Here is a 23,188-nt window from a genome sequence, read left to right on the forward strand (position 1 = left end):
AAGCTAAGACCCACAGCGCCGATGGTACTGCACCCGGGAGGGTGTGGGAGAGTAGGTCACCGCCGGACACACATTGGTCGAGGCCCCAACCACCATGGTTGGGGCCTCCCACATTTAACACACACACACACCACAGGGACCAGACCCGGACGACCACCCCAGGACCCACCTCCGACGCTCTCAAAGAACTCCGGCTCCCCGGGGATCCTCTCTCACTTAACGCTGGTTTCCGGGGTGATCCACTCTCACATGATGCCGGTTCCCGGCTGATCCTCTCTCACATGATGTCGGTTTCCGGGATGATCCTCACTCACCTATCGTCGGTTACCGGGGGACGGTCTTCCACTTCCGGCCGGCAAACCCCCACCACCCACACCGACTGAGAGAGCGTCCCGGGAAAACCGACATCGACTGAGAGAGCGTCCCGGGAAACCCGACCTTAAGTGAGAGAGCGTCGCAGGGTGGGCCGGAATTGCGTCAAGGAGCGTCCGCTGGTGGCTGAATCCGGGGCTCAAAACCCCTCGAACCCGGTGATTAACCTCAAAAAGTGGCGGAAACACGCGGAATTTGCGGAACGGAGGGGCCCAAGCTGGTAAGTTTTCGAACAGTGGCTTGTGCGCATGCCGCGTTCAGGCTCCAGAATCATGACCGTCCAGGAGGACATAAATGGCTAAGAACCGTAGTGAACTTGTTGCAGAGGTAGCAGGCAAGGCCGGCACCAGCCAGGCAGCCGTCAACTCCGTCCTCGACGCACTGTTCGAGGTTTTCGAGACTTCGGTCGCCGCGGGCGAGAAGATCACCATCCCGGGCTGGCTCGCCGTCGAGCGCACCGACCGTGCAGCACGCACCGGCCGCAACCCGCAGACCGGCGAGACCATCCAGATCGCGGCAGGCCACAGCGTCAAGCTGACCGCCGGCTCCAAGCTGAAGGCTGCAGTCTCCAACAAGAAGTAAGCTTCTTCCTCCCCGGCACTGAGCCGGCGCGGAAAAGGAGCGGCAACCACAAGGTTGCCGCTCCTTTTGCTTTTAAGCCCGATTCGCGGGCCGGGCAGGCGTAGCGGACAATGGAATGGTGTCTTCTGCCGCAAAACCACGTTCCACCCACCCCCAGTCCGTTCCTGCCAAGGGAGCGCCGGGCAAGGGTGCGCCGGGCAAGGACAGCAGTTCCCTGGGGATTCCCCGGGGGTGGCAGATGGCCGGGCTGGCTGCCCTGTTCATGGGCCTTGCAGCGGCGCTGATCTTCTCCGGCGCTGCTGGCGCCCGGGCGGTCTCCGACCCCGGGGCGTTTGTCCGCTGGGGCCTCCCCGTCAGCAAGGCCATCCACAACGTCTCGTTGGCGACCGTCATCGGCGGGCTGCTCTTCGCCGTCGGGATCCTTCCCCGGGGTGCGGGCCCCCGCAGCCGGGCCAAAGACGCTGCCGGCAGTGAGGCACCTGAGCATCCCGCCTTCAGCCGCGCCCTGGCCGTGGCGTCCGTGGCAGGTGCCGCGTGGACACTGTCCGCAATTGCCGTCCTGGTCCTTACCTACTCCGATGTCGCAGGGCAGGCGCTCTCCGGCGACGCTGAGTTTACCCAGGCCCTGGTCTTCTTCATGACGGACATCGAGACCGGGCGCGCCTGGCTGGCCGTCACCATCATCGCGGCAATAGTGACGACGGCGTTGTTCGGCGTGAGGTCCCTCGGGGGACTCGCTCTGACGCTGGTCCTGGCCCTGATGGGGCTGGTGCCCACCGCCCTGATCGGCCACTCGTCGAGTTCCGCAGACCACGAAGGCGCCATCAACTCCCTGGGCCTGCACCTGGTGGGTGTCAGCACCTGGGTCGGTGGCATCATCATGCTGGCCCTGCTCTCCGGAATCCTGACCGGCCCCAAAGCCGCAGCGTCCGCCGACATTACGGAACCCACGCTCCGCCGGTTCTCGTCCCTCGCCGGCTTCGCCTTCGTCCTGGTGTTCGCCTCCGGTGTCATCAACGCGAGCATCAGGATCACCAACTGGGGGGACCTCTTCGGCTCCCCCTACGGCCAGCTGATCCTGGCCAAGTCCGCGGCCACCGTGGTCCTAGGCGGGATTGGATTCATGCACCGGCAGTGGGTCATCCCGCAGCTGGGCCGCAAGGGCTCCACCCTGTCCTCGCGGCGTGTGCTCTGGCAGCTGGTCCTGGCGGAATTCCTGGTGATGGGCGCAACTTCCGGTGTCGCCGTCGCCCTGGGCCGTTCCGCCCCGCCGGAGCCCACCACCTTCGCCCCCGACGCCTCGCCCGCCTTCATCCTCACAGGCTACGAGCTTCCGCCTGAGCTCACACCGGAGCGCTGGCTCACCGAGTGGCGCCTGGACTGGCTCTGGATCGCCGCAGCGCTGTTCGGCCTCGTCGCCTACTTCCTGGGCGTGGCCAAGGTCTACCGGCGCGGTGACAAGTGGCAGTGGTTCCGTTCCGTGAACTGGGTCATAGGACTCCTGGTGCTGACCTACATCACGTCGGGACCGCCGTCGGTCTATGGCCGCATACTGTTCTCGGCGCACATGGTGGACCACATGGCACTGACCATGGTGGCCCCGATCTTCCTGGTGCTCGGGGCGCCGGTGACGCTCGCCCTGCGGGCCCTGCCCGCCCGGGGTGACGGCTCCCGTGGAACCCGGGAGTGGCTGCTGGTGTTCATCCACTCCAAGTTCTCGCAGCTGGTCACCCACCCGCTTTTCGCGGCAGCCAACTTTGCCGGATCCATTGTGCTCTTCTACTACTCGGACCTGTTCGGCTTCGCCATGCGGGAACACGTGGGCCACGAGCTGATGATTGTGCACTTCCTGCTCACGGGGTACATCTTTGTGCTGACCATGATCGGCACCGACCCGCTTCCGCGCCGGGCGCCGTACCCCATGCGGCTCCTGCTGCTCCTGGCCACCATGGGCTTCCACGCCTTCTTCGGTGTTGCCATCATGGGCGGGACCAATCTCCTCGCCGCGGACTACTTCGGCAACCTGGGCAGGGAGTGGGGCCCCTCGGCCCTCCTGGACCAGCAGATGGGCGGCGCGGTGGCCTGGGGCATCGGCGAGGTGCCCACCCTGCTGGTGGCCATCGGTGTGGCCATCATGTGGTCCCGCTCGGACCAGCGGGAGACCAAACGCGTGGACAGGGCGGCGGACAGGAATAACGACGCCGATCTCACCGCTTACAACGATATGTTTGCCAAATTGGCCGAACGCGACGCCAGGCTGGCTGAACGCAACAAGCTGGAAGGACGCTGATGAGCGAAACCGTACGCACGCATGCCCGGGTCCGGGCCTCCGAACTGGTGGGCCGCAACTGGTTGAACACAGGCGGCAAGACGCTGGACCTGGAAGCCCTGCGCGGCAAGATCGTGCTGCTGGATTTCTGGACCTTCTGCTGCATCAATTGCCTGCATGTGCTGGACGAACTCCGGCCGCTGGAGGAACAGTACTCCGACGTTTTGGTCACGGTGGGCGTCCACTCGCCCAAGTTCGAGCACGAGGCAGATCCGGTGGCGCTGGCTGCTGCCGTTGAGCGCTACGAGATCCACCACCCGGTCCTGGACGATCCTGAGCTGGAGACCTGGAAGGCGTACACCGCCCGCGCCTGGCCCACCCTTGTGGTCATCGATCCCGAGGGCTACATCGTGGCGCACCTTTCCGGCGAAGGCCACGCGGACGGCCTGGCCGTGCTGATTCCCGAGCTCATCGCCGAACATGAGGCCAAGGGCACGCTGCACCGCGGTTCCGGCCCGTACGTTGCTCCCGAGCCGACCTCCGGCACCCTGCGCTTCCCCGGCAAGGCGCTCTTCCTGCCGCCGGGCCGCGGATCCACCGCCGTGAATGGAACGTCCGACGGCGGAACAGCGGCAGGGGCCGCAGCAGGCGGTGATGCCGGCAAGGGTTCCTGGCTGGTCACCGACACCGGCCACCACCGCCTGGTGGAACTCGGCACGGACTTCCATACTGTCTTGGGCACCTTCGGCTCGGGCGTGAGGGGCCATGCGGACGGCCCAGCTGCGGGAGATTCTGCCGTGGCACAGTTCAACGAGCCCCAAGGCCTGGTCCTGCTGCCGGAAGACGTCGCAGCCAAGGCGGGTTACGACGTCGTGATTGCCGACTCCGTCAACCACCGGCTCCGTGGGCTGTCCCTCGCGGACGGTAAGGCCTCCACCCTTGCCGGCAGCGGCGTCCAGCGGCTGCTGGAGTCGGGACCGGCGCGCGTGGACGAGGATGCTGCCGGATTCACGGGCCAGCTCGGCGGGCATCCGCTGGATGTGGCACTGAGCTCGCCCTGGGACGTCGTATGGTCCAGGAAGCTCAACGCCGTGGTGGTGGCCATGGCGGGCGTGCACCAGATCTTCAGTTTCGATCCCGTCACCGGTGCCGTGGCCATCGTTGCCGGCAACGGCCTGGAAGGGCTGCTTGACGGCCCCGCGCACGAGGCCTGGTTCGCCCAGCCTTCCGGCCTGGCCGAGGACGCCGAGGGCAACATCTGGGTGGCTGATTCCGAAACCTCCGCCCTCCGCAAGCTGGCAATTGGCGACGACGGCGCGGTCACCGTGGAGTCCGCCGTCGGCAAGGGGCTGTTCGACTTCGGCTTCCGGGACGGCGCGGCCGCGGACGCACGTCTGCAGCACCCCCTGGGCGTCACCGTCCTGCCGGACGGCTCCGTGGCGGTGGCCGACACCTACAACGGTGCCGTGCGGCGGTACGATCCCGCCACCCGCACAGTGTCCACCCTGGCGCGCGGCCTCCTGGAGCCGTCCGACGTGATTGTGGACCACACGCACTCGGCCGGTTCTGAGCCGCTGCTGGTGGTGGTGGAGGCGAACAAGCACCAGTTGGTGTTCGTCCCCATCCCCAAGGAAGCGCAGCAGGTGGACGAAGGCGCGGTCCAGACGCACCGGCCCAAGAGTCCGGTTGCACCCGGCCCCCTGGAGCTGACAGTCCGCTTCACTGCCCCCACAGGGCAGAAGCTGGATGACCGCTGGGGTGATCCCACCCAGCTGAAGATCTCCTCCACGCCACCGGAGCTGCTCGCGTCCGGCGGGGGAACCTCGGTGGGGCTGCTCCGCACCCTGGAGCTCTCACCGGACGTGCCGGAGGGCATCCTGCACATCACCGCCCGGGCTGCCGCCTGCGACGGGCCCGAGACCGAGGACGGCGAGATCCCGGACCACGCTGCCTGCCACCTGTACCAGCAGGACTGGGGCATCCCCGTGGTGCTCCAAGGCGATGGTGATACCGAGCTGGTGCTGGACCTGCGCGGCATGGACTGACGCGCCGCCGTAATCCTGAGCCTGCTTAAGTGGCCCGGTTTTCCACCCCATGAGGAGTGGGAACCGGGCCTCTTTGTTGCTGCTTCCCCCAAAAAGTGGGCCAACTTGGGGCCGTCTTGTTCACATAGCACGGCTCGAGGCTGACGCCGGGCCAGGATGGCACACATTCTGGCCTGATGGACCCGACGGAAATCCTTAGATCAGCCGGTGGAGTGTTGCTGCGGCGGGATGTGTTGGCCGCCGGTGCCACGGATACGGAGCTTCGCCGTGCGGTCCGCAGCGGCCAGGTGCTTCGGCTGGACCGGGGACTCCTGGCCGTGGCTGACGCAGACCCTGAACTGGTGGCTGCGGGGCGCGCCCGCGGTCTGGTCACCTGCGTTTCCGCAGCCCCTGCATACAGCCTCTGGCGGCTCCACCCTCCTGTCAGGCCCCACTACTGGCAGAGCAACGGCCGAAGCGCAGTACGGTGTATCAGCCACCGTACCGGCTTGACGCAGCCGCCCCGCCACCGGACGCTTGCAGCCCTGCCTGATGTCCTGCTTCATGCCCTGCTGTGCCTGCCGGAACTCGAGTCCCTGGTGATGGTGGAGTGTGCGTACAACCGCGGGGACATCGATCCGCCGTACCTGCTCCGCCACTTGGACGGACCCCGGTGCGGCAAAGCGCGGAATGTGGTGTCCAAAGTTGACCGGGGCGCGGATTCCCTCCTGGAGACCCTGGCCCGGGTGCTGTTCCGGGATGCAGGCATCCTTACCGAAACCCAAGTGTGGATCGATGGCATCGGCCGTGTTGACTTCCTGCTGGAGGGGTTCCTCATCGTGGAGATTGACGGGCTGGCCTTCCATCTTGAAGCCAGGCAGTTCAAGAAGGACCGCCGCAGGGACAACTCCGCGATACTGCAGGGCCTTCCCGTGCTGCGATTCTTCTACGACGACGTGGTTCATTCACCTGAAGCCGTCCTGGCGCAGGTCCGCGAGGTTCTTGCCCGGGGTTCGCTGCGGTGGCCGCAACCAAACCGGCCCGGTTATTCGCCCCGCTGGCGCCACAACGGCTGGTAAACCTACTGTTTGGCCGCCAAAACTGGGCCAGTGTGACGGAACCGCCCCTAGAAGCTCAGTACCGGCGTGACCTTGACCGTGTCCCCGCTGACGTCAAGGCGGGTGGTGAAGCTGAAGTCCACTTCCTCAGTGAGCGGGTACCAGGCGCCGGTGAACAGGTTCTGCTGGAGGGCTTCCACCTTTGCTTTGCCGTCCAGGGGAGCAACCACCCAGCGCCCGTCAAAGGGTTCGATGGACACGTTGGGGTATTCCGTCACGGTCCACTTGATGCTGCCGTCCTGCACCGTGTTGTTGCTGGCGTAGTAAAAGGGGCAGTCCGGTTGGAGTTTCTGTTCCTTGGCGGCAACGGCGGCGCAGCCGTCCAGGAATTCCCGGACTTTCGCGGACACGTCCTTCTTCAGGTTGTCCGTGGCCTGGGTGAGGAGGTTGAGGGGGGCCACCGGTGCGTCCCGTGCCGTCACTGTGGCACGGGTGGGGGCCGCCGAGAAGTACTCCCCGTTCACGGACGCCTCGTACTCGCCGGGGTAGAAGACTGCAAAGGAGTTCCGGCTGTTGGGCATGTTGACAGGCACGCCGTTGACGGTGGCCTCACTGGAATTGACCACAGTGATGTCCATGGTGGGCAGCCTGGACGGTACGAAAGCCCAGGTGTTGAAGAAGATCCACTCAGTCCCGGTCTTGCGCAGCAGGAATTCGGTGCGGAGCCTGCTGCCGTCAATGGTGTACTCCAGGGGCACCATGACCTGGCTGTCCGGGCGTTCCTCCGGCTCGCCGATCTCCACATTCGTGAACCGGGACGTCGCGGTCTGCAGGGCCGTCCCGTCGAGCATAGCGGCGTTGCTGGGCGGGACCGTGGCCCGGAGCAGCCCCAGCGCCTTGCCGCCGTCACCGCTTTGCAGCGCATCCAGATACTCGCGCACGGGCTGCTGCGGGCTGGCCACTGTGTTGTTGACCAGGTTCACCGCAACCACGGCGCCGGCGACGGCAAGCATGAGTCCCAGCAACCATCCGGCCGCGATCCTCACCAACGCTTGACTCATCTGCACGTTCCATACGTTACCTGCCATGCGTCCGACGGCGGCAGTTGAGTCAGCAGGAAGCGGTACCTGTCAGCGGCGGCGGCGCCGGGACGAGGTGCCGAACACGCCGCGCAGCAGCTCCCGTCCGAGCTGGGTGCCGATGGACCTGGCCATGCTCTTGAGCCCACCGCCCAGGGCGCCGCCGAGCATCCCGCCGATGTCGCCCGCCACCGAGCCTGCCGCACCCGGGCGCGGGGCGGGTGCGTTGTCAGCGGGCGTGCGCCGCCCCGCCGTGGGGGACGGGGCGGGCCTGCTGCTGGGCCGCCCAAGGATTTCCTCTTCGATCCGGCGCGCCTCGGCGTCGACATCGTCCTGGCTTGCGGCGTCCTGCCCCGTCCCGCCCGGAACGGCCCCGCCGGCAACCGATCCGGCGGGCGCGGCCGCTTTCCCGGACAGTTTTTCGAAAGCCGAGGGGTTGTCCACGGCCGTCCCGTACTTTGCCAGCAGGGCCGACCCCGCAACGGTGCTGCGGACCAGGGCTTCGTCGCTGGGGCCCATGACGGACTCGGGGGCGCGGAGCCTGGTGAGCGCCACAGGCGTAGGGGCACCCTTCTCGTTCATCACCGTGATGACGGCCTCGCCAATGCCTGCAGAGGTGAGCGTCTCCTCGAGGTCGTAATCACTCATGGGGAACGTGGACACTGTGGCCTTGAGGGCCTTGGCGTCCTCGGGGGTGAACGCGCGGAGGGCATGCTGCACCCGGTTGGCCAGCTGGCCGAGGACCTCCGCCGGGACGTCCTTGGGAGTCTGGGTGACGAAGAAGATCCCCACGCCCTTGGACCGGATGAGCCGGACCGTGGTGGTGATGGCCTCCAGGAAGGCTTTGGAAGCGTCGTTGAAGAGGAGGTGGGCTTCGTCCAGGAAGAACACCAGCTTGGGCTTGTCCAGGTCGCCGGCCTCGGGCAGGTCCTCGAAAAGGTCGGCCAGCAGCCACATGAGGAAGGTGGAGAACAGCATGGGCTTTGTCTGCAGGGTGGGCAGCTCCAGGCAGGTGATCACCCCGCGTCCGTCCGGGGCGGTCCGCAGCAGCTCCGCGGTGTCGAATTCCGGCTCGCCGAAGAACTTCTCCAGTCCCTGCGCCTCGAGGCTCACCAGCTCCCGCAAAATGACGCCGGCCGTCGCCTTGGACAACCCGCCGAGTTCCTCCAGCTGGTCCTTGCCTTCGGCTGAGGTGAGGAACTGGATCACCGCGCGGAGGTCTTTCAGGTCGATGAGCTCCAGGCCGTTCTTGTCCGCGAAGTAGAACACCAGCTGCAGGCTGGATTCCTGCGTGTCGTTCAGCTCCATGATCCGCGAGAGCAGGATGGGCCCGAACGAGGACACCGTTGCCCGCACCGGCACGCCGTTGCCGTCGCCGCCCAGCGCCAGGAACTCCACCGGGAACGTCCGGCCCTGCCAGGACTGCCCGATGCCCTCGGTGCGCGCGGTGAGCTTCTCACTGCCGGTGGCCGCGGTGGCCAGCCCGGACAGGTCGCCTTTGATGTCCGCCAGGAAGACCGGCACTCCGGCGGTGGAAAGTTGTTCGGCCATCATGTGCAGCGTGACGGTCTTGCCCGTGCCGGTGGCACCGGCCACCAGTCCGTGCCGGTTCATCATGGAAAGCGGCAGCCGCACCGGCGCATCCTTATGGAGCTCGCCGTCGATAATGGCGGCCCCCAGCTCTATGGTGGCGCCTTCCAGCGTGTAGCCCTTCTGGAGGGTGGCGAGCTTCTCTGCTGTGGTTTTGTTGGCCATGGCGCTAGCTTAGCGGCGGCCGCCCTTCAGGAGCGGCAGGACCACCGCTCGTTCCCTCCATGGGGAAAGGCCGACGACGGCACCGGGGCGGGTGCCGTCGTCGGCCTTTCCGCTGGGGACCGCCAGCCCCGCAGCTGATGTGTGGGAGCAGGTGCGCTAAGGCACCTTGGCGTCCACGACGTCCAGCGCAGCGGGAGCGGCCTGCTGTGCGGCGCCCGATGACGGATGGGCCGCGACGGCCGCAGCATGCTCGGCCAGCACGCCCGTCTGGTGGCGGATCTTCAGCCGGTACAGCAGGGCCCCGCCTGCGGTGACAACGGCCACGAAGATCACCCCGCCCCACTGCAGGTACCACTCAAACGGCGGCACCGAGTTGTAGATCTCCGGGCGCGGCCACACCAGGTTCAGCGTCATGGCACCGCCCCACAGGACCGCCAGGATGTTCACCGGCAGCCCCCACTTGCCCAGGGAAAAACCGGGCTCGGAACCGTCAGCGGCGAGCGGCCACTTTTTCAGGAGCCGGTTGCGCAGCATGGGCACGGTGACCAGGAGGTAGGAAAGGTAAATCAGGACGATGCTGATGCTGGACATGATGGTGAAAATCGCAGGCTGCGTGACGTTGATGAGCAGTGGCATCACGGCCAGGATGCCGATGACGATGGCGGCAACGGTCGGGGTTCTGCGGACTGGATCAACTTTGCTGAGCTGCCGGCTGAAGGGCAGGTTGTTGTCCCGGGCCATGGCGAACATCATGCGGATGGCGGCGGCATGGACGGCCAGGGTGCAGACCACCACGGCCACGACGATGCACGCCAGGAAGGCCTTGCCGAACGGGCCGCCCAGGACGGACAGCACGATGTACTGCAGGCCGCCGTCGGCCGATCCCACCTTGGGGTCCGCCAGGTCCGGCGCGGCCAGGATGCCGAACAGCAGGATCAGGCCGCCCAGCACGAACGAGGCCGTGATGGCCCGCAGGATGGCCTTGGGTGCCGTGCGCTTGGGGTCCTTGGTCTCCTCCCCAAGCGAGCTAGCGGTGTCAAAGCCGTACATAACGTAGCCCGAAGCCATGGCGCCGATCAGGAAAACGCCGAAGAAGCCGAGGTCGTGGCCTTCGCCGAAGCCGGCGGTGTCGAAGAAGACCTCGGGGCCGCGCACCACGTGCCAGCCCAGTGCGAGGATCAGGAGCACGGCTGCGCTCAGCTCCACGAACACGCCGATGCTGTTGATCCGCGTCATGAGCTTTACGCCGAAGGCGTTGATGAGGGTGGAGATGGTGATCATGATGCTGGCCAGCACCACGCCGTTCATGGCGAAGTCGTAGGGGCCGGTGCCGTCACCGACGAACTGGAAGCCGGACCAGAGCTGGGGCAGGGTGAGCTGCAGGGCCAGTGCCACGGAGCCCAGCGCCACGATGGACGAGAGCATCAGCAGCCAGCCGGCCAGCCAGGCCGAGGTGCCGGAGGCGAGCCGTTTGGCCCAGTTGTACACCGATCCCGCCACTGGGTAGCGGCCGGCCAGTTCGGCAAAACACAGGGCCACCATCAGCTGGCCGGCGAAGACAAGCGGCCAGGACCACGCGTAAGCGGGTCCGGCCATGGAAAAGCCAAAGTAGAACAGTTGGAACACGCCGGTGAGGATGGAGATGTAGCTGACGCCGGCTGCGAAGCTGGCAAACTTGCCGATGCTCCGGTCCAGGGTCTGCGCGTAGCCAAACTCGTCCATGCCGCTTGAATCAATACTCTTGCTGGGTTCCGCCATGTGGACTCCTCAATCAAAAAAGCACGATAGTGGTGGCCGTCCGCACTGCGGCGCACGGACGGCCGGTGGCCTGAAACTCAGGCGGGGGTGGCGGCGAGTTCCCGCTCCGACGTGGTGTCGCCGTTCCTGCCGGCGAGGGTGAGGCCGGCACGGATCAAGTCCGCGCAGCGCTCGCCGATCATCATCACGGTGATGTTGGGGTTGACGGTGACGTGCTCCGGCATGACGGACGCATCGGCGACGCGCAGGCCGGTGACGCCCTTGACCCGCAGCTCGGGATCCAGCGGCGACATGTCGTCGTCGGACGGTCCCATCCGGACGGTGCCCACAGGGTGGTACACCGTGTTGTGGGTCTTGCGGATGTAGTCCCGCAGTTCCTCGTCCGTCTGCGCCTCGACGCCGGGTGAAAGCTCCCGGCCGGTCCATTCCGCCATGGCCGGCTGGGCGGCGATTTCGCGGGCTTTGCGGATCCCGGCCACCATGACGCGCATGTCGTGGCCGTCCGGATCGGTGAAGTAGCGCGGGTCCACCATGGGCTTGTCGCGGAAGTCGCGGCTGCGCAGGCGCACGGTGCCGCGCGAGCGGGCGTGGGTGACGTTCGGCGTGAGGCTGAAGCCGTTCTCCGTGGTGGGGTAGCCGTGCCGCAGGGTGTTCATGTCGAACGGGACCGAGCCGTAGTGCATCATCAGGTCCGGGCGGTCCAGGCCCTCCTCCGTGGGGGTGAAGATGCCGATTTCCCACCACTGCGTCGACGTCTGGACCATGGGCTGCCTGGCTTCGAACTGGACCACGCCTTCGGGGTGGTCCTGCAGGTTTTCGCCCACGCCGGGGGAGTCCACCAGCACATCGATCCCGTGCTGGGCGAGGTGCGCTGCCGGGCCGATGCCGGAGAGCATGAGCAGCTTGGGGGAGTCGATGGCGCCGGTTGACAGGATGACCTCGCGGTTCGCGGAAAGCCGGTGGGTCCGGCCGAACGCGGAGTCCACCACGTCCACGCCGGTGCAGCGCTTGTCCGCGTCGAACACCAGCTGGCGGGCGCGGAGGCCGGTCAGCAGGGTGAAGTTGGGGCGGCTGATGATCGGGTGGATGTAGGAGACCGAGCTGGAGGACCGGGTACCGTCCGCGCGGCGGTTGATCTGGAAGAAGTTGGCGCCGTTGATCACGGTGGTGCCGGAGTTGAACTTGGCGCGGGAGATGCCGGCCTGTTCGCAGGCGTCCAGGAGCGCAACGCCGGCAGGATCCGCCGGGGGCACGTTCATCAGGTGCACGGGGCCCGAGTCGCCGTGGTGCGGCGCGTCCGGGCCGGCGTCCTCGTTGGTTTCCAGCCGCTTGTACAGCGGCCAGGCGGCGTCTGCGTTCCAGCCGGTGGCGCCGTACTTGGACTCCCACTCATCCAGGTCCTCGCGCGGTGCCCAGAAGGCGATGCACGAGTTGTGGCTGGAGCAGCCGCCCATCACCCTGGCCCGGGCGTGCCGCATAAAGGAGTTGCCATTCTCCTGCGGTTCCACCGGGTAGTCCCAGTCGTAGCCGGATTCGAGCAGTTCCATCCAGCGGTCCAGCTGCAGGATCTCGGGAAGGTTCCGGTCATCGGGCCCGGCTTCCACCAGGGCCACGGTCACGTCCGGATCCTCGCTCAGCCTCGCGGCCACGGCGGCCCCCGCGGATCCGCCCCCCACGACGATGTAATCGAACGAGCGCTCGCTGAGGTCCTCGATGTTGTCGAAGTGCATCTAGTTCTCCTTGCTGTGGTCAGCAAACCAGCCGGTTACCTGCGGGCTGGTGTTCTGGTAGATGTGCTTGGCTTCCTGGTATTCGGCCAGGCCCGTGGGGCCCAGCTCGCGGCCGACGCCGGACTGGCCGAAGCCGCCCCACTCGGCCTGGGGGAGGTAGGGGTGGTAGTCGTTGATCCAGATGGTGCCGTGCCGCAGCCGGGATGCCACGCGCTGCGCCTTGCCGGCGTCCTGGGTCCAGACCGCGCCGGCCAGGCCGTAGACGGTGTCGTTGGCGGTGGCCACCGCTTCGTCCTCGGTACGGAACGTTTCCACGGTGACCACCGGGCCGAACGCCTCGTCGATGACCACGGACATTCCCCTTTGGACGCGGTCCAGGACGGTGGGCTGGTAGTAGAAGCCGCCGTCGTACTTTTCTCCTTGCGGCGCAGCACCGCCGGTCCGCAGCCGCGCACCTTCCTGGATTCCCCGCTGGACATAGGCATGGACTTTGTCGCGGTGGGCCGCGGAAATCAGCGGGCCCGTTTCGGCGTCGTCGTCAAAGGGGCCGCCCAGCCGGATGTCCCGGGCACGGCGGACCAGTTCGTCCACGAAGCGTTCGGCGATCGATTCCTCCACCACCAGCCGCGCACCGGCGGAGCAGACCTGCCCGGAGTGGACGAACGCGCCGTTCAGGGCATTGTCGACGGCGGCGTCGAAGTCCGCGTCCGCGAACACGACGTTGGGGTTCTTCCCGCCAAGCTCCAGCGCCACCTTCTTGACGGTTCCGGCGGCGGCGGCCGCGATGCGCTTGCCGGTTTCCAGCCCGCCCGTGAAGGAGACCAGGTCGACGTCGGGATGTTCCGAGAGCGGTGCGCCCGCCTCCGCGCCGGCTCCGGTCACGAGGTTTGCGACGCCGTCCGGCAGGCCGAGGTCCTGCAGCAGCTGCATGGCCAGGATGGCTGTGGACGGGGTCAGCTCGGAGGGCTTGAGGACGAAGGTGCAGCCGGCGGCCAGGGCGGGCGCGATCTTCCATGCCGCCTGGAGCAGGGGGTAGTTCCACGGGGTGATCAGGCCGCACACGCCCACGGGTTCGTAGACGATTTTGCTGACGACGGCAGGGTTCCCGGCGTCGACCATGCGGCCTGCCTGCTGCCCGGCGAGCCTGCCGAAGTACTCGAAGCAGGCGGCAATGTCGTCCATGTCGATCCGGCTTTCGGCGATCCGCTTTCCGGTATCCAGCGACTCGGCGCGGGCGAACTTTTCCCGGCGTTCGCGCAGTCCGGCGGCGACCTTGAGCAGGAAGCTGCCCCGCTCAGGTGCCGGGACGGAGGACCAGGCGCCCGAGTCGAAGGCTGCACGCGCAGCGGCGATGGCCCGTACCGCGTCCTCCCGGCCGGCCTCGGACACGGTGGCAGCCAGCTCGCCGTCGGCGGGGTTGCGGATCTCGCGGACAGCGCCGGAAGCTGCCGGCTCCCATGAACCGTTGATGAAAAGGGTGGATGCTGTCCCGTCCTGGGGCGGTGTGGCGTAAGTCATACGGAGGACAGTAGCCGAGGTTGAACGGGCGTTCAATAGATTTCTTGAACAGATGTTCAATGTGAAGCTGAGTGGTGCTCATCGTGAAAGTTCACGCTTATTGCCTGGCGGGTGCCGGGGAGCTACGTGTTCCGCGGCGGGGCAAACGCAATCTGCTCGGTGCGGGCGATCCCCCTTTGGATCGCTGCGTTGTCCACCCCCAGGAGCGCCGTCAGCCACATGCCGTTCTGTACAACGACGATGTCGGCCGCACGTTCCTTGCATTCTTCCGGAGGCAGCGCTGGGTTGGCGTTGGAGACCAGTGCTGCGAGCCCGCCGAGGTACCGGTCGAAGGCTGCGGCATTGATATGGGCAAAATCCTCATGGGCCTGCGCGAGGGCCCAAAGGTGAAGGCGCAGGGACAGGTACCGGGTGGTCAGCAGGTCTGCGCCCGCAACCCGCCGCAGGGCTTTGCGCAGCTGCTCGTCCGGGGCCGCGGACGGGTCGGGCGCCACCAGCATCAGGTCGTGCTCATCCACTCGGTGCAGTGCCGCCCGGATCAGGCTCATCTTGTCGTCGTAGTAGTAGTTGACGAGGCCCAGCGCGACGCCGGCCTCGCGCGCAACAGCCCGCATGCTGACGCCCGAGATCCCATGGCGCGACAGCAGGTCGAGCGCCGCCTCGAGAATGCGCGACTGCCGGTCAATCTGTTCGCCGGAGTTCACGGCACTGGTCCCCATCTGGCCAGACTATTGCCAAACCGGCCATGAGCGCACTTTATGCAGGGGATCCGCCTGGCCAGGTACACCAAGTAGTGCCAATGTTCGCCGGCCTGGGAAAACGAGTACTCAGACGGAAAGACGGGTGGGGGATTACGCGTGTGCTCCGTCCCTGCCGCCACCTACCGTTAGTCCAGGCAGCGGCCAGAGTGGGCCGCCCGATGGTCTCAACAGGAGCTTTCATGCGCACTTCCCCGTCCAAGTCTGTCCTTTCGCGCCGGCTCGCGGCCGCCGTCGTCCTGCCCGGCCTGCTTACCAGTAGCCTTGTGCTGATCCAGCCTGCTGCCGCAGCAGGAACAACGTCCAACACCTCAATATGCAACGGCGTGGTGAACCAGTTCGCGCACCGGGGCGGCGTCCAGGAGAACCTTCTGAAGGCAGCCGCGAAGAAGAATGCTGACGTCATCGCAAGGCTCCAGGCGGAGCGGGCACCGCTCCAGGAGGAAAAGGACAGGCTGGATGCGGAGATCGCCGCACTGGACGGGGAATCTGCCAGGTTGGCGGAGGAGGCGGCTGTGCTGGAGGGCGCCCTGAAGGTGACGGAGGCGGATATCGCCCAGCTCACCGGTGATATGGATGCTACGCAGGCGACCATAGACGAGACGAAAGCAACCCTCGCCAAGCTGCAGGAAGACAAGGTAAACCTCGTCGCCCAACTCACACCGCTGCAGGAAGAGAAAGCTGCCGCTGAGGCGGCAGCCGAGGACCTCAGGGTCCAGGCCGCCGCCGTTGCAAAAGACATCGCTGGCACCCAGGACAGCATTGACACAGCGAATGCCGAGCTCCTCGCGCTGGAGCTGTCGGCAGCCGAGGCCACCCGCGCGCTCGCGGACAAAGAGGCTGAGATTGCGGTTGGTCAAGACCACCTCAGCGCCCTCGAAACTGCGGCCGCAAAAGCGGCGGACGACGTGGTTTCCGCCCGGGAAGCAGTTGAGGCGGCGGAGGTTGAGCTCGACCGTCTCGAAGCGGCAGGAGTGACGGCCGGGGAGGCTTTGCAGGCGCAGCAGGACCTCGTGGATGCTGCAAGGCTTGCCCTGACCGAACTTGAGAATGTGGCTGCGGAGGCCGACAACGCTGTAACGGCCAAGGCAACTGAGGTGGCGGCAGCCCAGGACCAGCTTGAGGTGCTCCAGGCGGAAGCGCGCACGGCTGCCGCTGCCCTTACCGCCAAGAACGTCCAGATCACATCTGCGGAAGAAGAGCTTGAAAACCTCCAGGCCGCCGCGGCTGCGGCCGCAGAGGCAATAGAGGCCAACGCCTACAGCCTGACTGGCGTCGCCGCGGACATCACGATGCTCGTAAGGCAGATCGATGCCGCCAACGCTGAAGTCCTTGCCAAGCAGGGCGAGCTGACCACGGCACAGAATGAGCTGGGTGAGCTCCAGCTCACGAGGAGCACACTGGAAGCAGATATTGCGGACCTGACAGCGAAAATTGAAAAAACGAATGGCAGCGCAAACGGCCTCATAAGCCAGCGCACTGCCAAACAGACGCAGCTCGCCGCCGTCAACAAGCAGATTACCGACCAAAATGCAGTGATCTCGGCGCTCCAGGGCGACCTGGCGACCCTGAACAACCAGGTTTCGGCTTTGAACACCCAGCTGCTGGCGAAGCAACAGGAAAGCAGCTCGCTGCAGCAGCAGGCGGCACCCCTGCAAGCAACGCTTACCGCGGCGAATGCAGCGGTTGCCTTGAAAGAGGCTGAGATTGCCGCTCTGAAGGCCGAACTCCCGGCACTTGGGGACGCCCTTACCAAGGCCAACAGTGCTGTGGCCGGCCAGCAGGTGGTCTTGGACGGGCTCCAGCAGGAACTGACGGCAGCCCAGGAGGCCGCCGCCGCGGCCGCGGCGGATGTCACTGCGCAGGAGGAAGTTGTGGCAGGCCTGGAAGAGGCGTTGCAGGCGCTTACCGAGAACGTGGAATCTGCGCAGCAAGCCATAGCGGACCAGAAGGCAGACCTGGAGCAGAAACGGTCAATCCTGGAAAGCGCGCAGGAAGCGGAGGCATTGGCCGCCGCTGCGGTGGAGGATAAGAAAGCGGAGGTCGCCACACTACAGGGCCAGCTTCCCGCCCTCCAGGCTGGCGTCGACACCGCCAATCAGGCAGTTGCGGGCAAGAGCAGCGAAATCGGCGCCCTCAACTTGATCATGGATGGTTTGGTCGCACGGCTGGGCGGGCTGAACGAGGACATCAAGGCAAAGGAGGCTGAGATCGTTTCCCTCCAAACCAGGGTGGCGCCGCTCTTGGATCAGCTCAACCAGCTGAATGATGAAATCAGCACTACCGAAGCAGCCCTCAAGGACCTGCAGTCCCAACTGACAACCCTGGATGGACAGTTGACCGCGGCCCAGGGAACATTGCTGACGCTCGAGGCCCAAAAGAAGCAGAACAAGGACACGATCACCGCGCAAAAGGTTGTGGTCACCGGTCTCCAGGCCCAGCTTGGTGCGGTTCAGGTAAAGATTAATGCCATCGACGGAACGATCGCGCTCGGAGGCTGCGCCGTCTGATAGGACGGCGGAGGGGCCAGGTCATCATGACCTGGCCCCTCCGGGTATCAGTACCGTGTGGCCGGAATCAGCCCAGTGCCTTGATGACTTCCTTGGCCACGTCCTCGCTGGACTGCGGGTTCTGGCCCGTGATGAGGTTGCCGTCCCGGACCACGTTGGAGGTCCAGGCAGCCCCGTTCTCGATCACAGCGCCCTTCTCCTTCAGCGCGTCCTCCACCAGCCACGGGGTGTTCTCGCCCGTGCCGCCGCCCAGCTCTTCCTCGTTGGTGAACACGGTGATGCGGCGTCCGGCGAAAACGAACGTGCCGTCGTCGTCTGTTGCGCTGAGCAGCCCGGCGGGACCGTGGCAGAAGGGGGCAATGACCTTGCCCGCCTTGTCCGCCGCCGCCAGCAGCCGGCCCAGGTCGGCGTCCCTGTACAGGTCGGCCATCGGTCCGTGCCCGCCCGGCATCACCACGGCGTCATAGCCGGAAGGGTCGACGTCGGCAAGCACCAGCGGGTTCGAGAGCTCGCCGTCGATGGATGCAAGGTAGTCCCGGAAGCCATTTGCGCGGTCCTCGCCGCCCGCGGACTCGGGCGCGAGGCTGACCTGGTCCACTGTGGGTTTCGCCCCGCCTGGGGTGGCGAGGTGGACCGTGTGGCCGGCGCCGAGCACGGTCTGGTGCGCCACCACCAGCTCCTCGGCCCAGAAGCCGGTGGGGTGTTCGCTGCCGTCCTTCATGGTGAGGGAATCGGCTGCTGATACAACCATCAGAATGTTTGCCATGGGTGTTGCTCCTGTCGTTGTTGTCTGTCTTCCGGGCTGCTTCTTGAGGGGCCGGTTATCCGGCCGCGGCTTCAAGTTCAGCGTAGGTGTCCTCGTCCAGGCTGACGCCGGCCGTGGCCAGGTTTTCTTCCAGGTGCTGCACTGAACCGGTGCCGGGAATGGGCATCATCACGGGGGACCGGCGCAGCAGCCACGCCAGCGCCACCTGGGAGGTGGTGGCGCCCAGGCGCTTGGCGGCTTCGTCCAGCGGCCCGCCCGGCCGGGCCAGTTCGCCGGCGGAAATGGGGGCCCACGGAATGAATCCGATGCCGTTTTCCTCGGAGTAGCGCAGGACGTCTTCGGAGCTGCGGTCCGTCAGGTTGTACCGGTTCTGGACCGTGGACACGGTGAAGTGCTTTCCGGCGGCCTCCAGCTCTTCCACGCTGACCTGCGAGAGCCCCAAGGCCTTGACCTTGCCCTCGTCCTGGAGCTCGCGCAGCACGCCGAACTGCTCCTCGGCGTCCACCTTGGGGTCAATCCGGTGGAGCTGCAGCAGGTCCAGGGAGTCCACCTTGAGCTTGCGCAGGCTCAGCTCGGTCTGCTGGCGCAGGTACTCGGGGCGGCCCACGGGAATCCACTGGTTGGGCCCGGTGCGGGTGAAGCCCACCTTCGTGGCGATCTTCAGCCCGTCCTTGTACGGGTGCAGGGCCTCGGCCAGGATTTCCTCGCTGACGTTGGGGCCGTAGGAGTCCGCCGTATCGATGAAGTCCACCCCGAGTTCGACGGCGCGGCGCACCACCCGGACTGCGGCCTGCCGGTCGGCAGGCTCACCCCACACACCGTCACCCACGATGCGCATGGCACCAAAACCAAGCCGGTGCACGGTTCCCAGGTCCTTCAGGTCAATCGTTGCGGACAATTCCAACTGTTTCGACGTATTCAGGCTCATAGGGGCGGCAACATCATAAGTTTGCTGAGTATTCCTGGCCGGGCTGAAATAAGCCGGCCCCCGCCGTCGTTATGCCTCAAGTGCCTGCCGTGATCCGGCGGGCGGAATCCTATGAACAGCTTTGAAAGGCCGGCACCCGACGTGACTCTCCCCCTCTCCATCCTTGACCTGGCAACCATCGGCAAGGGCCAGACGGCGGCGGAGAGCTTCGCGGGCAGCGTGGCCATGGCCCAGAGCGCGGAAAAGCTGGGATACCGCCGCGTTTGGTACGCCGAGCACCACAACATGTCCTCCATCGCGTCCTCAGCAACCAGTGTGCTCATCGCCCATGTTGCCGCCCATACCGAAAGCATCCGGCTCGGCGCCGGCGGCGTGATGCTGCCCAACCATTCACCGCTGACCATCGCCGAGCAGTTCGGCACCCTGGAGACCCTTCACCCGGGCCGCATCGATCTTGGCCTGGGCCGCGCGCCGGGCAGCGACCAGAACACCATGCGTGCCTTGCGGCGGGACCCGATGTCCGCGGACAGTTTCCCGCAGGACGTCCTGGAGCTGCAGGGCTACCTCACCGGGCCCACCCGCATCCAGGGCGTGGAAGCCACCCCGGGCAAGGGCACGAACGTGCCGCTCTACATCCTGGGCTCGTCCCTGTTCGGCGCACGCCTGGCCGCCCAGCTGGGGCTGCCGTACGCGTTTGCCTCCCATTTCGCCCCCAACGCCCTGCAGGACGCCGTGGCCCTCTACCGCCGGGAGTTCAAGCCCTCGGCGCAGCTGGATGCCCCGCACGTCATTGCCGGCGTGAACGTCATTGCCGCGGATTCGGCCTCCGAAGCGCAAGCCATGATGCAGGCCACCAAGCGTGCGCGGGTGTCGCTGTTCTTCGGCGGCGGCCGCGAGTTCACCGACGACGAGGCGGACATGATCCTCGATTCGCCGCAGGGCCAGCACGTCTCGCAGATGATGACCTACTCCGCGGTGGGCACGCCTGACGTGGTGATGGATTACCTGGACAGTTTCGGCCGGCACGCTGACGCCGACGAACTGATTGTGGCGCACCAGAGCACCGGCACGGACGCCCGGCTGCGGTCTGTGGAGCTCCTGGCTGAAGCCGCGGGGCTCGCTCGGGTCTAGGTGCCGCGGTCCGGGCCCCACGCCTGGCACCCTTTTCGGAAAGCACGACGGCGGGTTCCCCGGTTTCATGAGGCGGGCGCCGCCGTCGTGGTCCAAAACGCTGCCGTGCGTGCCACGGGCCCTGACACAGCCGAAACCGTGCTGCCGGACTTTTACACATACGCAATACAGGGGACTTTCGGGGGAAACTCCGGAGGCTCACCATGGGAGTGCCCCCTCCGGAGTTCCGTGAACCCCGGGGAGGGGCACCATCCGGTAGCCCGCAGGAGATCCAGCGGCTGTAGTCCCGGCCCGGTCCTGCCTCAAAGGGGTACATGGATGCCAACGCCGTTGAACCAAAGCGTCGCGGATTCCGCACTGCTCACCAGGTCCCTTCCCCTGGGCATGCTCCGGGCATTCGTCCAGTCCGACGCCGCCGACGAAGGGCTCACGCCTGCGCTCCTTGCGGAACTGAAGGTGCTGGCCCGGGTGCCGGGGCTGCTGGTGGCCTGCAATTACGGCGGAACCCTGTGCGACGCCGAGGGGATTTCCACGGAGACGCTCCCGCTGGGCAGTGCCGCCATCGCGCTGCGTGCCCTGGCGGCGCTGCCCAATACCCACGCGGCTGTCATCTCCGGCCGGTCCCTGCGTGACCTTGCCGCAGTATCGCGCCTGCCGGCGGAAGTGCACCTGGTGGGTTCGCACGGCGCCGAGTTCGACATGGGGTTCGCGCACCAGCAGACCCTTGCCACCGAGTCCGTCCTGCAAAAAGTCCATGCCGCGCTCAACGAGGCCGTCGGGTTCCAGAAGGGCATCTGGATAGAACGCAAACCCGTAGCCGTTTCGGTGCACACCCGGCCCGCGGCGCCGGACATCGTGGCGGCAGTGACGGACACCGCACGGGACGTGGCGCGCACCTACGGGCTGCACTTCATTCTGGACGGCTCCGTGCTGGACCTGTCCGTCGTGGAACCGTCAAAGGCGGATGCCCTGGAAAGCCTGCGGTCCCGGCTGGGAGCCAGTGCAGCGATGTATGCGGGCGACGCTGACAGCGATGAACTCGCCATGGCCACGTTGCGCGGCCCGGACATGGGGCTGCGGGTGGGCCCGGGGGAGAGCTCTGCCTCCTACCGGCTCCGCGACCCGGAATCGTTCGCCCGGGTGCTGGCAATCCTGTTCGAGCTGCGCCGTGCCTGGCTGTTCGGCGAGGACGCCGTGGGCCTGGAACGGCACAGCCTGATCGGCAATGGAACCTCCACTGCCCTTGTGACGCCGGACGCGAAGATCTGCTGGATGAGTCATCCACTGCCGGATTCCGGCTCACTGTTCGCGCACATCCTGGGCGGTGACGCCGCGGGCCACTTCTCGGTGGAGCCGGTCAAGGCCTCGCAGGTGCTGGGGCAGCGCTACGTGGACAGCACCATGATTGTCGAAACCCGGTGGGCGGACGTTACGGTAACGGACTACCTGGAACCCGCCCCGGACGGCATCACCAGCCTGGTCCGGGTGCTCTCCGGCAACGGGGCGGCCCGGATCACCTTTGCCCCGCGGCCGGACTACGCCAACGCCCCGTTCAGCATGGAGGCCCGCGGCGATGAACTGCACATCATGGGAACCTCGGAGCCCTTCATCCTGCTTGCCAGCGGCGTCACCTTCAGCATCACTTCGGACGGGCGCCATGCCACGGCCACCGCCGCCGTCAACCTGCAGGACGGCCCGGTGGTGCTCAACCTGCGCTGCGGCGACACGGAACACCGGCCCGCGGTCCCCGAAGATGAGGCGGAGAGGCGCTCCGCGGTGGCGCTGCACTCACGGCAATGGGTGCAGGGCCTTGCTCTGCCGGGCGTTAAGCCTTCCCTGGTGCGGCGGTCTGCCCTGGTGCTGCGCGCCCTGGTGCACGAACCAACCGGCGCGGTCCTGGCGGCGCCCACCACATCCCTGCCCGAGGGGATCGGCGGGACGAGGAACTGGGATTACCGGTACTGCTGGCTGCGGGACGGCTCCATGACCGTCAATGCGCTGGTGGACCTGGGCTCCACCGGCGAGGCAACCGGCTTCCTGGCATGGCTGGGACGGATCCTTGAACATGCACCCGGCCCCGAATGGCTGCATCCCCTGTATTCGGTGACGGGTGCGCCGCTCTCCACTGAGGCCGTCATCGACAGCCTGCCCGGGTATGCCGGCTCCCGCCCGGTGAGGATCGGAAACGCCGCTGACCACCAGGTCCAGCTGGACGTCTTTGGCCCCATTGCCGAGCTGATCCATAGCCTGAGCGAACGGGAAGGGGCACTGGCCGAGGACCATTGGGAACTGATGGGCCAAATGGCCTCAGCCGTCCTGGCCCGCTGGCACGAACCCGACCATGGCATCTGGGAAGCCCGGCGGGCCCCGCGGCACCACATCTACACGAAAGTGATGTGCTGGGTCACCCTTGACCGGGCACTCCGCACGGCGTCCCGCCACGGCCGGACTCCCGATGCAGCCTGGGCGCCGGTGGCCGCGACCATCCGGGCCGAAGTCCTCCAGGAGGGCTGGGACGAGTCCGCAAAGTCTTACACGGTGGCTTATGACAGCCCGGACCTGGACGCCGCCGTCCTGCATATCGGGCTGTCCGGGCTGCTGGACGTCACGGACCAGCGGTTCCTGGATACCGTCACCGCCGTGGAGCGGGAACTCCGGGTGGGTCCCACCGTATTCAGGTACCGGTACGACGACGGCCTGCCGGGGCTGGAGGGTGGCTTCCACATCTGCACCACCTGGCTGATCGAAGCGTACGTTGCCACGGGCCGGATCGAGGAGGCCTGGGACCTCTTCGACCAGCTGGTGAACCTCTTCGGGCCCACCGGGCTGCTGCCGGAGGAGTACGACCCCGGCACGGAAACCCACCTGGGGAACCACCCGCAGGCTTACTCCCACCTTGGCTTCATCCGCTGCGCCCGGATCCTGGACGAACACCAGGGCAAACGGTAGT

At 66.5% G+C, this 23,188-nt stretch carries 15 protein-coding genes; 7 read left to right on the forward strand and 8 right to left on the reverse strand.

The genetic code is table 11. From position 1 onward, the window contains the following. Positions 1-666 precede the first annotated feature (666 nt). The 4 genes from ACIQF4_RS20570 (at position 667) to ACIQF4_RS20585 (ending at position 6,326) form a co-directional block, all read left to right on the forward strand. Positions 667-954, forward strand: a complete 288-nt coding sequence (locus ACIQF4_RS20570) for an HU family DNA-binding protein (RefSeq protein ID WP_009358243.1) — start codon at positions 667-669, stop codon at positions 952-954. 115 nt (positions 955-1,069) lie between these two features. Next, complete coding sequence (locus ACIQF4_RS20575) at positions 1,070-3,244, forward strand: cytochrome c oxidase assembly protein (RefSeq protein ID WP_400517720.1); 2,175 nt, start codon at positions 1,070-1,072, stop codon at positions 3,242-3,244. Beyond that, positions 3,244-5,268 (forward strand): NHL domain-containing thioredoxin family protein, encoded by a 2,025-nt coding sequence (locus tag ACIQF4_RS20580; protein ID WP_400517719.1) that lies wholly within the window; start codon positions 3,244-3,246, stop codon positions 5,266-5,268. Before ACIQF4_RS20575 ends, ACIQF4_RS20580 begins: the two co-directional genes overlap by 1 nt. A gap of 176 nt (positions 5,269-5,444) precedes the next feature. Then, positions 5,445-6,326 (forward strand): type IV toxin-antitoxin system AbiEi family antitoxin domain-containing protein, encoded by an 882-nt coding sequence (locus tag ACIQF4_RS20585; RefSeq protein WP_400517718.1) that lies wholly within the window; start codon positions 5,445-5,447, stop codon positions 6,324-6,326. Between the two features lie 47 nt (positions 6,327-6,373). Here the strand turns inward: ACIQF4_RS20585 and ACIQF4_RS20590 are convergent, their stop codons facing one another. From ACIQF4_RS20590 to ACIQF4_RS20615, 6 genes are all read right to left on the reverse strand, one after another. After that, the gene (locus ACIQF4_RS20590) at positions 6,374-7,366 is read right to left on the reverse strand and encodes a hypothetical protein (RefSeq protein ID WP_400517717.1); all 993 of its coding nucleotides are present in this window, start codon (positions 7,364-7,366) and stop codon (positions 6,374-6,376) included. Positions 7,367-7,435: 69 nt separating this feature from the next. Next, a complete protein-coding gene (locus ACIQF4_RS20595) occupies positions 7,436-9,139 on the reverse strand; it encodes a helicase HerA-like domain-containing protein (protein WP_400517716.1) in 1,704 nt (567 codons plus the stop codon). 156 nt (positions 9,140-9,295) lie between these two features. Continuing rightward, entirely contained in the window at positions 9,296-10,897 is a 1,602-nt protein-coding gene (locus ACIQF4_RS20600; RefSeq protein WP_400517715.1) for an APC family permease, read from the reverse strand. Between the two features lie 77 nt (positions 10,898-10,974). Then, complete coding sequence (locus tag ACIQF4_RS20605; RefSeq protein WP_400517714.1) at positions 10,975-12,627, reverse strand: GMC family oxidoreductase; 1,653 nt, start codon at positions 12,625-12,627, stop codon at positions 10,975-10,977. Further along, on the reverse strand, positions 12,628-14,145 hold the full coding sequence (locus tag ACIQF4_RS20610) for an aldehyde dehydrogenase family protein (protein WP_400517713.1): 1,518 nt from the start codon (positions 14,143-14,145) through the stop codon (positions 12,628-12,630). A gap of 122 nt (positions 14,146-14,267) precedes the next feature. Next, the gene (locus ACIQF4_RS20615) at positions 14,268-14,864 is read right to left on the reverse strand and encodes a TetR/AcrR family transcriptional regulator (protein ID WP_400517712.1); all 597 of its coding nucleotides are present in this window, start codon (positions 14,862-14,864) and stop codon (positions 14,268-14,270) included. A 221-nt stretch (positions 14,865-15,085) separates the two neighbouring features. Between ACIQF4_RS20615 and ACIQF4_RS20620 the strand changes: the two genes are divergently transcribed. After that, complete coding sequence (locus tag ACIQF4_RS20620; RefSeq protein ID WP_400517711.1) at positions 15,086-17,413, forward strand: chromosome segregation ATPase; 2,328 nt, start codon at positions 15,086-15,088, stop codon at positions 17,411-17,413. A gap of 67 nt (positions 17,414-17,480) precedes the next feature. Here ACIQF4_RS20620 and ACIQF4_RS20625 read toward each other — a convergent pair whose 3' ends face one another. Further along, complete coding sequence (locus ACIQF4_RS20625) at positions 17,481-18,179, reverse strand: type 1 glutamine amidotransferase domain-containing protein (RefSeq protein ID WP_400517710.1); 699 nt, start codon at positions 18,177-18,179, stop codon at positions 17,481-17,483. 55 nt (positions 18,180-18,234) lie between these two features. Next, positions 18,235-19,107 carry an aldo/keto reductase gene (locus tag ACIQF4_RS20630; RefSeq protein ID WP_400517709.1) on the reverse strand — a complete coding sequence of 291 codons (873 nt, stop codon included), beginning with the start codon at positions 19,105-19,107 and terminating at the stop codon, positions 18,235-18,237. A 141-nt stretch (positions 19,108-19,248) separates the two neighbouring features. On the opposite strand from ACIQF4_RS20630, the gene ACIQF4_RS20635 reads away from it, so the two are divergent. Then, a complete protein-coding gene (locus tag ACIQF4_RS20635; protein WP_066279953.1) occupies positions 19,249-20,238 on the forward strand; it encodes an LLM class flavin-dependent oxidoreductase in 990 nt (329 codons plus the stop codon). 318 nt (positions 20,239-20,556) lie between these two features. Beyond that, positions 20,557-23,187 carry a trehalase-like domain-containing protein gene (locus ACIQF4_RS20640; RefSeq protein WP_400517708.1) on the forward strand — a complete coding sequence of 877 codons (2,631 nt, stop codon included), beginning with the start codon at positions 20,557-20,559 and terminating at the stop codon, positions 23,185-23,187. Position 23,188: the final 1 nt, after the last annotated feature.

The organism is Pseudarthrobacter sp. NPDC092202, assembly GCF_044755505.1.
In the GTDB taxonomy this organism is placed as follows: Bacteria; Actinomycetota; Actinomycetes; order Actinomycetales; family Micrococcaceae; genus Arthrobacter.